General features: G+C 42.6%; 13 protein-coding genes. 11 read left to right on the plus strand and 2 right to left on the minus strand.

Translation table 11 applies throughout. The features are described from left to right. Nucleotides 1-19: 19 nt before the first annotated feature. On the minus strand, nucleotides 20-682 hold the full coding sequence (gene ung, locus GJQ68_RS01035) for a uracil-DNA glycosylase (protein WP_162415454.1): 663 nt from the start codon (nucleotides 680-682) through the stop codon (nucleotides 20-22). A 72-nt stretch (nucleotides 683-754) separates the two neighbouring features. Here ung and apaG point away from each other — a divergent pair, with 72 nt between their 5' ends. The 9 genes from apaG (at nucleotide 755) to priA (ending at nucleotide 10,163) form a co-directional block, all read left to right on the plus strand. Beyond that, nucleotides 755-1,141, plus strand: coding sequence for a Co2+/Mg2+ efflux protein ApaG (apaG, locus tag GJQ68_RS01040; protein ID WP_162339729.1), 387 nt, complete (start codon nucleotides 755-757; stop codon nucleotides 1,139-1,141). A gap of 9 nt (nucleotides 1,142-1,150) precedes the next feature. Next, the gene (locus GJQ68_RS01045) at nucleotides 1,151-1,924 is read left to right on the plus strand and encodes an O-methyltransferase (RefSeq protein ID WP_162415455.1); all 774 of its coding nucleotides are present in this window, start codon (nucleotides 1,151-1,153) and stop codon (nucleotides 1,922-1,924) included. A gap of 371 nt (nucleotides 1,925-2,295) precedes the next feature. Further along, a complete protein-coding gene (locus tag GJQ68_RS01050) occupies nucleotides 2,296-3,219 on the plus strand; it encodes a hypothetical protein (RefSeq protein ID WP_162415456.1) in 924 nt (307 codons plus the stop codon). A 79-nt stretch (nucleotides 3,220-3,298) separates the two neighbouring features. Then, complete coding sequence (gene rpsF, locus GJQ68_RS01055) at nucleotides 3,299-3,670, plus strand: 30S ribosomal protein S6 (protein WP_162339726.1); 372 nt, start codon at nucleotides 3,299-3,301, stop codon at nucleotides 3,668-3,670. Further along, nucleotides 3,667-3,918 carry a 30S ribosomal protein S18 gene (gene rpsR / locus GJQ68_RS01060; RefSeq protein ID WP_092169188.1) on the plus strand — a complete coding sequence of 84 codons (252 nt, stop codon included), beginning with the start codon at nucleotides 3,667-3,669 and terminating at the stop codon, nucleotides 3,916-3,918. Before rpsF ends, rpsR begins: the two co-directional genes overlap by 4 nt. 39 nt (nucleotides 3,919-3,957) lie before the next feature. Further along, a complete protein-coding gene (rplI, locus tag GJQ68_RS01065) occupies nucleotides 3,958-4,401 on the plus strand; it encodes a 50S ribosomal protein L9 (RefSeq protein WP_162339725.1) in 444 nt (147 codons plus the stop codon). 193 nt (nucleotides 4,402-4,594) lie between these two features. Continuing rightward, complete coding sequence (locus GJQ68_RS01070) at nucleotides 4,595-5,623, plus strand: GSCFA domain-containing protein (protein WP_162415457.1); 1,029 nt, start codon at nucleotides 4,595-4,597, stop codon at nucleotides 5,621-5,623. Beyond that, nucleotides 5,610-7,631 (plus strand): thioredoxin domain-containing protein, encoded by a 2,022-nt coding sequence (locus tag GJQ68_RS01075; protein ID WP_162415458.1) that lies wholly within the window; start codon nucleotides 5,610-5,612, stop codon nucleotides 7,629-7,631. The genes GJQ68_RS01070 and GJQ68_RS01075 overlap by 14 nt, the downstream gene beginning before the upstream one ends. Nucleotides 7,632-7,646: 15 nt before the next feature. Then, nucleotides 7,647-10,163 carry a replication restart helicase PriA gene (gene priA, locus GJQ68_RS01080; RefSeq protein WP_394351262.1) on the plus strand — a complete coding sequence of 839 codons (2,517 nt, stop codon included), beginning with the start codon at nucleotides 7,647-7,649 and terminating at the stop codon, nucleotides 10,161-10,163. Between the two features lie 30 nt (nucleotides 10,164-10,193). Here the strand turns inward: priA and GJQ68_RS01085 are convergent, their stop codons facing one another. Further along, nucleotides 10,194-10,655, minus strand: a complete 462-nt coding sequence (locus GJQ68_RS01085) for a YybH family protein (protein WP_162415459.1) — start codon at nucleotides 10,653-10,655, stop codon at nucleotides 10,194-10,196. Nucleotides 10,656-10,818: 163 nt separating this feature from the next. On the opposite strand from GJQ68_RS01085, the gene GJQ68_RS01090 reads away from it, so the two are divergent. Then, nucleotides 10,819-11,832, plus strand: a complete 1,014-nt coding sequence (locus tag GJQ68_RS01090) for a lipase family protein (RefSeq protein ID WP_162415460.1) — start codon at nucleotides 10,819-10,821, stop codon at nucleotides 11,830-11,832. Between the two features lie 9 nt (nucleotides 11,833-11,841). After that, nucleotides 11,842-12,735 carry an acetoacetate decarboxylase family protein gene (locus tag GJQ68_RS01095; RefSeq protein WP_162415461.1) on the plus strand — a complete coding sequence of 298 codons (894 nt, stop codon included), beginning with the start codon at nucleotides 11,842-11,844 and terminating at the stop codon, nucleotides 12,733-12,735.

Genomic DNA, 12,735 nt, shown 5'->3' on the forward strand with positions numbered 1-12,735 from the left:
TGAGGCCGGTGCTATTTTTTTACCAGTTTATAGGCGTTAGCCCAGATTTTTCCAAGTAGGCATTTGCCTGACTGAAATGCTTACACCCCAGAAACCCCCGGTGAGCAGATAGCGGACTGGGATGGGGAGCATGGAGTTTTAAATGCCGGTCTTCTGATATGATTTGTGCTTTTTTTCGTGCGTAGGCCCCCCAAAGTAGGAATACAATATTTTCTTTTCTACCAGCCAGCCTTTCCACCACTTTATCGGTAAACGCCTCCCAACCCTTATTTTGGTGGCTACCGGCTTTATGGGCTTCTACGGTCAGGGTGGCATTGAGCAAGAGCACCCCTTGTTTTGCCCATTTTTCCAAATTGCCATGCGACGGAAAGGGCAAGCCCAAATCGCTTTTTAGTTCTTTGAATATGTTTAATAGGGAGGGCGGAAATGGGATTCCCTCCTGCACAGAAAAAGAAAGACCATGTGCCTGTCCAGGTCCATGGTAGGGATCCTGTCCCAATATAACTACCTTAGTATCCTCTACCGGGCAACAATCAAAGGCATTAAAGATGTGCGATCCCTTCGGATAGATGGTTTTGGTTTGGTACTCTTGTTTGATAAAGCTTGCAAGCGAGAGGAAGTAAGGCTTTGAGAACTCTTCCTGCAACAATTCTTTCCAACTATTTTCTATTTTGACCTCCATTAATAAAATTTCTATTGGTATATTTGTTATGACAATTCAAATTTCGAATAAGTTTTTGTAATACAAAACAGAATGGTAACTGCGATTACAGAAGGAATAAAAGTAAGCGTGGAAGCGACCTACCAAAAGGAGTTTTCTAATCCCGGTCAGCATCATCATGTCTTTACCTATAAGGTAACCATTGAAAATCACAGCGCGTTTACCATCCAATTGTTGAAAAGGAAGTGGGAAATATTCGATGCGGCTACTTCTTTGAAAATAGTGGAAGGAGATGGAGTGGTAGGGCAGCAGCCGGTATTGGAACCCGGTGCAAGCCATGCGTATATGTCTGGCTGTAATCTAAAATCTGGAATGGGCAAAATGAGAGGGAAATACACCATGGAAAAGTTGCTGGATGGCAAATTGCTAACGGTGGTCATTCCTGAATTTCAATTAATTGCTACCATTTTCGATAATTGATCCCGCATCATGTTTTTCCAGTTATGGGAATACTTCATTTATTTTTTAAAAAAAGAGGACGAACATAGCTTGCATTCTCCTTTTTATTTTAATTGCTACCGGGAATTAATAAGCTATCTGAAAATTAACAAAGGCGGGATCAGCAGCCTGGAGAAGAAGCGGATACTTTTTCTGGAACAAAACACCAAAATTGTAAGTGAAGACTATGGAGCAGGGTCCCGATGGGAGTCCGGTTCCGGGAGAACCGTTTCTACGATTATGAAACGGGTGACTACCCCGCTCAAGTTTTCCCTGGTATACCAGTTTTTGTGCAAGCAAACCCCTGCAAATATAGTTCTGGATTTGGGCACTTCCCTTGGCATCAACACGGCTTATCTGAGTAAAAGTGTAAAGGGGAAACTTTATTCGTTTGAAGGAGATCCTGCCCAAATGGAGTTAGCCAAAAAACACCTGGACAGCCACTTCAATGTACAGTTGGTTTCTGGAAATCTGGATGAAACGTTGAGTGAAGTAGTGCAGGGATTGCAGGGCATTGATTTTGTGCTCATGGATGCTAATCACAGGTATGCGCCAACGATTGCCTATTTTGACCTTATTTCTCCCAAATTACACGGCAGTAGCATTGTAGTGCTTGCCGATATTCATTGGTCGCTCGAAATGAAACGGGCCTGGAATCATCTGAAGCGTTCACCTCGGGTGACTTGCAGCATGGATTTCTTTGATTGTGGGGTATTGTTTTTCCGTCCGGAACCTGTAAGGTCTCATCTGGTCATGGCGATCTAATGCAGATTTTTTCATCCCGAATTTTGAGGTTCGATCTCAAGTAATATATTTGTCGGTAGGCTTTTAAGGTTGCGAAACTATCTAAAATCCGTAAACCTGTCAGGTTTTTGTTGGTATTCAGCCAATAATAAGCTTTAGTAGATGAAGCCCGACAGGTTTAACCCTTTATTTATCAGTTGAATATTGGATTAGATAGCAGATTTGAGATACTACCAAAATTAGAATGGTGATTGGTCTGATAATTGAGGGAAGTGTAAGTTACCTTTCAAGGATTGATTACTAAAACGCAATTCTGATCAGGCACAGGGATGGGTTAATGACAAAAAGTAAGGTGTTGATGAAGCTAATAACTAAAGAATTTTCCATACGCTATGACAAAGGAAGAGCAGCCTGAAGAAAATACTCCTGGAACGGATAAGGGTAAAAACATTCTGATCATTGTTTTGATCATATTGGTTATCTTAAGTGGTTGGCGATTATTGAACGATCACAGGGAGAAATCCCAAAAAAATGAAGAGATCCTTATCTTAACGGAAGAGAACAGCGATTTAAATATCCGGCTGGACTCCATGACCTTCCAATTGGATCTACGGATTCAGGAAATCGAAAAGCTGGGTGGAAATGTCGACTCACTGGTTAGGATTAAGGAGCAATTAATACGGGAAAGGCAAATAGAAACCAACCGCTCGGCTTCAGAGATTGCGGCGTTAAACGAGCGAATAGACGGTTATTCAGGTTTGTTAAAAGAGAAAGACACCGATATCATCAAGCTAAGAGAGCAGAATCAACAACTTTTTTCAGAAAATATAGAATTAAAATCCAGCAAGGCAGAGGTAGAAGAAGAGGTGGTCAAGCTTAATATTAAAGCGGATGAATTGGAGGAAAAAGTAACGATCGCATCCCAGTTGAAGGCTGAAAACATTGTTGTTGCGGCGGTAAATTCCAGAGGTAGGGAAAGGATAGACGAATTTCGTAACCGGCAACTTTCAAAATTAAAGGTATCTTTTACCATTGCCGAAAATAAAGTGGCTCCCGAAGGCCTACGGGATGTATATATTCAGGTATTAACGCCAAATGATCAGGTCATTTTTGATATTGCCAAAGGCTCCGGGACGTTTGAGTTGGATGGGAAAGAGGTTTTTTATACTTCTCGACAGGATTTTATTTTTAACAATAGTCAACAGCAGCTTACCTATTACTACGAAAAGGGAAGCGATTATCCCAGCGGTTTATACACCGTAAGGGTTTATGCAGAGGGGACGGAAATCGGAAGCAGTACATTCGAGGTAAAATAAAGTGGGTAATTTTTGTTTTTCGGAGGTTTAGCCTTAATTTTGCAAACTGTTTTACAACAACAAACAAAAATTTAAAAGAATGTTCCAAAAAAATTATGAAACGGTATTCATACTTACTCCCGTTTTGTCTGAAGTTCAGATGAAGGATACCGTAGACAAGTACGTAGGCTTGTTAAAGGAATTGGGAGCAGATGTAATCAATGTAGAAAATTGGGGGCTAAAAAAATTAGCGTATCCGATTCAGAAAAAGACCACCGGTTTTTACGTGTTGGTTGAGTACAAGGCAGATCCTACCGCAATCAAGAAGTTTGAGCTGAATTTCAGGAGAGATGAAACTGTTTTAAGGTTTTTGAGCACTGTCATGGACAAACATGGTATTGTGTATGCAGAGAGACGGAGAAAAGGTGAATTCAACAAAAAAACAGAAGCTAAGGAGGAGCCAGCAAAATGACTTTAAAAAACGAACCGATCAATAGAGAACAGACAAGGAAAAAATATTGTAGATTCAAGAAACTTGGCATCAAGTACATTGACTACAAAGATCCTAACTTCCTGTTAAAATTCGTGAACGAGCAAGGTAAGATTCTTCCCCGAAGACTTACAGGTAACTCTGCAAAATACCAGCGAAAAGTGGCTCAGGCCATTAAAAAAGCCAGGCATTTGGCCTTGTTGCCGTACGTAGCAGACGGATTGAAATAAATCTTCTGTATCCTTCACCTACTAAAATTATTACTCGAAATGGAAGTTATCTTAAAAACGGATATAAAAGGACTTGGATATAAAAATGACCTGGTGGATGTAAAACCAGGTTATGGGCGAAATTATCTGATCCCTCAGGGTTTTGCGGTCTTGGCTACTTCATCTAACAAGAAAATCTTGGAAGAAAATATCAAGCAAGCAGCCCACAAAGCCGAAAAAATAAAGACGGAAGCCGAAGCCGTAGCCAAAAAACTGGAAGGAATCACTTTGGAAATAAAAGCCAAAATTGGAGACTCCGGTAAAATATTTGGAAAGGTTACCACCCTCCAACTATCGGATGCCCTTGCAGACAAAGGCATTGAAATTGACAGGAAGAAAATATCCATCAATCAGCCCGTGTCTACTTCTGGAGAATATGAAGCAGAAGTGGATCTTCACCGGGAAGTAAAAACCAATGTTAAATTTCTGGTAGTTGCGGAATAATTCCCTTATTCGATCTTAAATAAAAAAAGCCAGTTTGTACTGGCTTTTTTTATTTAAATCCATTTTTTTCTTATCGGAATGAAATCTTAGGGCAATCCGAACACATGTTTTTTTCGGTTTCGCCGAGAAGTATTGAAATCATGCTTTCGTTCTTCCCGGGCATTGGTTAATTTGCTTTGATTAAAGGAAAAACATGAAAAATTTCAGAACGGAATTTCGAATCAACCCCTGTAAGCGAAGGATTACGCATGCTGAAAAGATGCTGACCATTGGGTCTTGTTTTTCCGAAACGATAGGAAATCGCTTACATCAATTCAAATTTCAAATTTCGGTCAATCCCTTTGGAGTGGTTTACAATCCCATTTCCATTTTTGAGAACCTTACCAAATCCCTTTCCGGTCAGCGATTTGACCCCGGTTTAAGCATACAGCAGCATGCAAAATACTACCATTTTCATTCCCATTCGCGCCTGAATGCCCTCTCTAAAGCGGAATTGATGGATTTGCTTGCCCAAAAACAAAGGGAAACCCTCCATCACCTGGAAGCAGGCAGCCACCTGTTTATTACGTTTGGTTCCGCTTTTGCTTATCGCCACAAAAAATTCAATAGTATCGTGGCCAATTGTCATAAAATTCCTCAACCTGAGTTTAATAAGGAGCTGCTTGATCTTGAGCAAATGAAAGGTAGTTTTGAGGCCTTTTACAAATTACTGGAACAAGTAAATCCCAACATTCAAATCATCCTTACCCTCAGTCCGATTCGGCATATTAAAGATGGGGTCCCGGAAAATCAACTAAGCAAAAGTCTTCTTCGGGTTTTTTGTGATCAACTAGCCAAGAGCAAGTCGAATGTCGTCTACTTTCCGGCGTACGAACTTATGATGGATGACTTACGAGACTACCGGTTTTACAAAGACGATCTCATTCACCCAAATACCATGGCCGAAGACTATATTTGGGAAAAATTTCAGGATTCCTTTTTCGATGCCCAAACCCGCAAGTTAATCAAAGAAATCGATCAATTACACAAAAGCCTAAGCCATAGGCCCTTTGAACCCTTATCCATCCAACACGGAAAGTTTCTGCAAGGGTTGTTGGACAAAGTAGATAGCTTGCCTACAGACCTTGATTTTGCTACAGAAAGAAGTAGTATCCTGGATCAACTCCATCAAATTGAGGCTTATCAAAATTCATCCCTAAACCAAAGAAATGAAGACGAATAGACTACATAAAAGCAAAAGCCTATACCTTAAACAACACGCTACCAATCCCGTAGACTGGTTTCCCTGGGGAGAAGAAGCCCTGGAGAAAGCCCGGAAGGAAAACAAACCCTTGCTGGTAAGTATCGGATATGCAGCCTGCCATTGGTGTCATGTCATGGAAAAAGAGTGTTTTGAGAATCCGGAAGTAGCCGATTTAATGAATGCCCATTTTGTTTCCATCAAAATTGATAGAGAGGAGCGTCCGGATCTGGATAACCTGTACATGGATGCCATACAGGCCATGGGTTTACAGGGAGGCTGGCCTTTAAATGTTTTTTTGATGCCGGATCAACAACCTTTTTATGGGGGAACGTACTTTCCAAAACATCAGTGGGTAAAAGTGCTTTCCGGAATAGCAAAAGCCTATTCGGATCAGCACGAAGAGTTGGCAAAAAGTGCCAGGGGATTTGGCAAGAGTCTACGGCTATCCCTGGTGGAAAAGTATGGCCTAAAGGCCCAAAAATCTTCGTTTCAGATTCAGGATATACGGGCAATTGGAGACAAATTAATCGATGGCTTCGATTCGGTTTGGGGAGGCATGAAACGAGTACCTAAGTTCCCCATGCCTTCCATTTGGGCGTTTTTACTTGACTTAGCGATTCTTGACCGACAGGATGACCTGGGCGAAAAGGTCTGCTTTACCCTGAAAAAGATCGGAATGGGAGGAATTTACGACCACTTGGGAGGTGGTTTTTGCCGGTATAGCGTGGATGGGGAATGGTTTGCGCCTCACTTTGAAAAAATGCTTTATGATAACGGACAACTACTCGGTCTGTATGCCAAAGCCTTTCAGTATACAAAAGATCCCTTTTTTAAAGAAAAAGTCGAAGAAACCATTCAATGGCTGCTTCGGGAAATGAAAAGCCCTGAGAATGGCTTCTACGCTGCCTTGGATGCGGATAGCGAGGGGAAAGAAGGGAAATTCTATATCTGGAATGCCGCCGAACTCCAACAGCTTTTAGGCGAGGATTACGACTGGTTTGCCAGGCTATATGCTATCAAGACTGAGGGAAATTGGGAAGCCGGTGAAAACATCCTATTCCAGAAGGAGTCCTACGAAAAGATTGCTGACTCGTTAAAACTATCAGAATCGGATTTTTTGGCAAAGCTCCATAAAGCAAAGCAAATTGTCTTTAAACAACGAAACAAACGGGTAAGACCTGGTTTGGATGATAAAATTATTAGCGGATGGAATGGATGGGTCATACAAGGTTTATGCCAGGCCTACCATGCCCTGGGTACCGAATCCTATCGGGAGCAAGCCCTTGCAACCGGAAATTTTATCTGGGATGAAATGGTGCAGGAAAATGAATTGTTTCGCAACTACAAAGAGAATGAAGCTTATACTTCCGGGTTTTTGGAAGATTATGCTGCCGTCATCCAAGCGTTTATTTCCTTATACACCCTTTCTTTTGACCTCAAATGGCTGGAGCGGGCCGATCAGTTGATGGCCAGAGTCATGGATCGGTTTCTGGATCAATCTGATGGTTTGTTCTTTTTCAATGATCCCAAACAAGAAAAACTGATTGCCGATAAAAAAGAAATTTTTGACAATGTCATTCCGGCATCCAATTCCATCATGGCCAGAAATTTACACCGTTTGGGGATCTATTTGTATAAAGACGAGTACCTCGATCGGGCAGAAAATATGGTGCAACTGGTTCAGGAATTGCTGCTGAAAGAGCCCTCTTTTTTAGCCAACTGGGCTACCTTTTATTTAGAAAAGACCCTGCCAACGGCTGAAATTGCCATTTTGGGTCCGAATGCAGAAAGCAATGGGCTGGATTTTCAAAAGCACTATTATCCCAACACGGTACTTGCGGCCGGTACAGGAATGGACAAGCTTCCATTATTGAATGACAAGCCTGCGGAAAAGAATCAATATTTTGTATGTTTTGATAAAACCTGTAAGCAGCCGGTTAGCAGTTTGGAGGATGCAGTGCTTCAATTACCTCATTTGCCCCGCTAAGAAAACAAATATATATTGGAGGATCTTTTCGCGCATACTTACCCGGCAGCCACATCCAAGTCCATGTACGCCGATGTCATATTGCCTGTACCCATTCCAAAATGGTTTACCTATAAGGTAGAAGCTGAATTTCAGGAGCAAATTGGTATTGGGTACCGGGTGATGGTACCCTTCGGTAATCGCAAAATTCTAACCGGTATTGTGGCAAAGGTTCACCAAAAAGCACCGGAAGTCTACCAGGCCAAAGCTATTTTGGATGTGTTGGATGATTTTCCCGTGGTCAACGCGCTACAAATCAAATTCTGGAACTGGATGGCGGGCTATTATTGCTGCCATATAGGGGAGGTGATGAATGCGGCGCTTCCTAGCGGGCTAAAGTTATCTACCGAAAGCAGGGTGCACCTGCATCCTAATTTTGATCCGGAAGCCCCAGGGTTTCCCATGGACGATCGGGAACTACTGGTTTTAGAAACGCTGGCCAAACATGATGACATGCGGGTGGAGCAGTTTGAGCAAATGCTGCCCGGAAAAATAAGTCATAAGATTATTAAAAGCCTGCTTTCAAAGGGAGCCGTGCTTCTTTACGAATCGGTCAAAGAAAAATACAGTCCTAAAACGGAGCACCGAATCCGATTAACCAATCGATTTCTTGCCGGAGAAAATAAGCTGCAGGATCTTTTTTTGGAGCTAAAGGGGAAACAAAAACAGGAGCAGGTGTTGCTCCAATACTTACAGCTTATTCCGGTGTTTCAAAAGCCCGAGTTGAATGATGCCGGGCTGCTAAAAAAGGTGTTGATAGATGCAGGCTGCTCGCAGAGTTCCATCGATACCTTGATTAAGAAAGAGATCCTGGAATCCTTTCGGATAACGATCAGCAGGTTTGATGAACAGGCGACTGGCAATGATTCGATCACCCTTTCCCCGCTTCAGCAGGAAGCCGTGGGGGAAATTCATAGGCAATTTGAGGACAAAAACACGCTATTACTCCATGGCATTACCGGCTCTGGCAAAACGGAGATTTATATTGAGCTGATAAAGGAAGTATTGGACAGTGGCTCGCAGGTATTATTGTTGCTCCCGGAAATTGCCCTGACCACCCATCTGGTATTTCGCTTGAAAAAGGTATTCGGGAACAAGATGGGAGTCTTCCACTCCAAATACTCCGATAATGAGCGGGTAGAGGTTTGGCAGGGAGTGCTCAAGGGGCGGTTTAATTTTGTTATTGGTGTCCGGTCCTCCTTATTTTTACCTTTTGACAGTTTGGGTCTGGTGATCATAGATGAAGAACACGAACCTTCCTACAAGCAATTTGATCCGGCTCCCCGGTTTCAGGCCCGAGATGCGGCCATCATGCTAGCCTGGATGCATCAGGCCAAAACCGTTTTGGGGTCTGCCACGCCAGCATTTGAATCGTTCTTCAATGCTCAAAACGGAAAATACGGGTATGTGAAACTAGACAAAAGGTATGGAAATGCCGAGCTTCCCCACTTCCATTTGGCCGATATACTCAAGGACAAAAAGAAAAACCTGCTGAAACTTGATTTCACCCGGATTCTAAGAGAAAAAATACAAGATGCCCTGAACAGGCAGGAACAGGTGTTAATTTTTCAGAACAGGAGAGGTTATGCACCTTATATTTCTTGTGAGGATTGCGGTTGGATCCCACAGTGTGAGCATTGCGATGTAAGTCTCACCTACCACCAATATCAGGAAGAACTCCGCTGTCATTATTGTGGGTTTAAGGAAAAGCTACCCAAGGCTTGCCCGGCTTGCGGAAGTCATAAATTGACCACTGTAGGCGTAGGCACGGAACGAATTGAAGAGAACCTGGCTTTGTTATTTCCGGAGGCACGCATTGCGCGAATGGACCTAGATACAACCCGCAGCAAATACGGGTACCAACGGATATTAGAAGACTTTGGGGCGGGGAATGTGGATATTTTGGTGGGCACCCAAATGATCACCAAAGGCCTGGACTTCGACCGGGTTTCCCTGGTGGGAGTCGTTGATGCCGACCGTATTTTATATTTCCCGGATTTCAGGTCAGGGGAAAGGGCTTTTCAACAGATTACCCAGGTGGCTGGACGCGCCGGAAGGAGGGAGAAAACAGGCGATGTAGTGATTCAGACCCGGCGGCCTGATCAACTGATTTTCAATCAGATAATGAGTGGAAATTACATAGATTTTTACCAACAGGAGATCCGTGAGCGCAAGCAGTTTTTTTATCCTCCCTTTATCAAAAATATTAAGGTGACGACCAAACACAAAGATTATAAAACAGCGGAGACGGCTGCCTTTCACCTAAAAAATCTGGTAACGGCTATTGAAGCCAAAAAAATTGTTTTGGGTCCGGAAAAATCATTAATTGGAAAAATTAAAAACCTGTACCTCTTTGAAATTTGGATCAAACTGGAAAAATCAGTCTCGGTTCAGGAATATTTCAAAAAGCAATTAATGGAAAAAATTATGGAGCTGCAGGCCGAAAAGAAATTCAGATCGGTTCGTTTTTTGGTGGATGTGGATCCTTTTTAGTAGACTGCTATTCGATAGCCGTTTGGTTCGCTATTCATTAGCGTTCCAAATATCATGGGTTGTCTTCCAGCTTCCATCGGGCTGTCTTTCCAGGATATTCAGGTATTTAGAGGTAGCGTAGGTGGTGTCTCCAGTTGTTTTGGAGAAGAGAGTAACCTTGGCAAAGCCCCTGCCAAAAGCCAAATCTCCGTCAACCCGAACGGCGTCATATCCGCTTTCTAAACCTGTTCTGTAGTTATCGAAAATTTCCTGATAATAGGCTTCTACGGCTTCAGGACCTATTTTTTTGGGGGTATTAGGTGCCATTAGAACAGCGTCGGTGGTAAAATAAGTGGCAATAGCAGCCGCATCACCAGCATTAAAGGCATCAGCCCTTGCCTGGCTCATGGCTTTTATTTCCCGGATATCCTGTTCCTCCGAAGAGTTAAGGTCTGATTTACAGCTCATCACAATCATTAATAGCATGGCACAAGGAATAAGTATTCGCTTCATGGTCTAAATTTTATTAATTTGAATCAAAGATAGAATATTTATTGATACCGTCAGATGCATGGAATTTGATAGATACGCCTTATTTTAATTGGTAAAAATCCCGGAAATTTACATGAAGAATTGATTTTATTTTGTTAAATTAATCCTGTGAAAAACAATTCATATGACAGCTTATTTTGAGACCATAGAATTTGAGGCATTAGATGGCTTTAAATGTGATTTGAAGCGTCTTAAATCAAATAAAGCTACTAAAGGACCGGTCATATTAGTGCATGGTGCCGGTGTAAGTAGCAATATTTTTAACCCCCCTTCCAAGAATAATATCATATTTCAACTGGCAGAAGAAGGATATGACGTTTGGTTAGAAAATTGGAGGGGGAGTATTCACCTGGAACCTAACGAGTGGAACCTGGATCAGGTTGCCCGAAATGACCATCCGGCAGCCGTGAAAAAGGTGGCTGAAATTACCGGTTCGAAAGAGATAAAAGCGATTATTCACTGTCAGGGCAGCACCAGTTTTATGATGTCGGCCGTTATGGGGTTGATTCCGGAAGTAAAATTGATTATTAGCAATGCGGTTTCGCTACATCCGATCGTTCCGGCCTTTTCTAAATTCAAGTTGAACTTATTGGTTCCCATAGTAAGTCGGTTTTTCGACTATTTCGATCCTCAGTGGGGCCTTGCAGCTCCCGATTTTAAATCTAAAGTTATTTTGGCTTTTGTAAAAGCCACCCACTGGGAAAAGGACTCCACGGTGGGTAAAATGGTTAGCTTTACTTACGGTTCCGGTTTCCCAGCGCTCTGGGAATTGGAGAATCTGGACGAGAAAACCAAGGATTGGATACAGTACGAATTTGCGCATGTTCCCCTTTCCTTTTTCAGGCACATGCAAAAATGTGTGCGGCACGGAGCATTGACGCCCGTTAATAACGAAGATCGTGATTACGTATCAGAACCTCCCAAAACAGCGGCCAGAATGGTTTTGTTTGGGGGAAAAAAGAACAAATGTTTTTTATCAGAAAGCCAGGAAAAAACATTTCGGTTTCTGGAAAGTACAAAGCCAGACTTCCACAAGTTGTACCTATTGGAAGGCTACAGTCATTTGGATGTATTTTTCGGAAAAAATGCACACATTGATGTGTTTCCAAAAATGATCAATGAATTAGAACTTGGATAATTCCCAGCTATGCCCCCCAAGAGAATCAAACGATACACCGGAAGATACGCCCATGTAGACGGAATACCCTACCAAATGCCCGTAAGCTCATCCCGGTCGCCAGCATTAATGGCTGGTTTTTCCTGTGATTGGGAGAAAGCCAATGAGTTGTTGCCCGGCAATGAAATACATGCATTAAAGCTGCCGAATGGAAGAGCAGCACTGTTAATCACCGTCATTAATTACCTGGATACCAGCATCGGAAAGTACATTGAATATAGTATAGCCATCGCATGCACCCATGGATCCAAGCCGGCTCCACGATTTTTAAATTCCATTTTACTGGGACATTATGGAACAGGTCAATACATTCTGGATTTGCCGGTAAGTAGTGAGATTTCAGTGAAGGGGGGCAAAGGAATATGGGGTATGCCCAAACATCAGGCCAACCTGGATTTTATAGAAAGTCCGGAACAGGTGAGTAGCCAGTATGAAAAGGATGGGCAATTTGCCTTTAGAATTGAAATCGAAAAACCCCGTTCGCCTTCCATCAAATTAAAAGTGGGAGCCACGAATTATTGCCGGTTTCGGAACATGCTGATGGCCTCCTACATTTATTTTGAATCCAAGGCGGGAATCAACTTATTCGGAAAAGCAAAGGGGAAGCTCTTTATCGGTGACCATCCCCGGGTAGCATCTCTACAGCATATTGACTTAAACCCAGACCCCTTTTTTACCACTTTTATGCCTGAAACGAATGGTATCCTGGATGACCATTTCCAATGCTGGTTTATGACGTATGAAGATCCGCCTGAAAGCATGCCGGAAGGATTGGAAACAGTCTACCCACTCGGTTTTAGCGAGGAATGGCTGCCGCCGCCTTCGACTACCGATTACGAGAAATTTCGAATCCAAACCCATTAG

Source organism: Cyclobacterium roseum, assembly GCF_010119225.1.
In the GTDB taxonomy this organism is placed as follows: domain Bacteria; phylum Bacteroidota; class Bacteroidia; order Cytophagales; family Cyclobacteriaceae; genus Cyclobacterium; species Cyclobacterium roseum.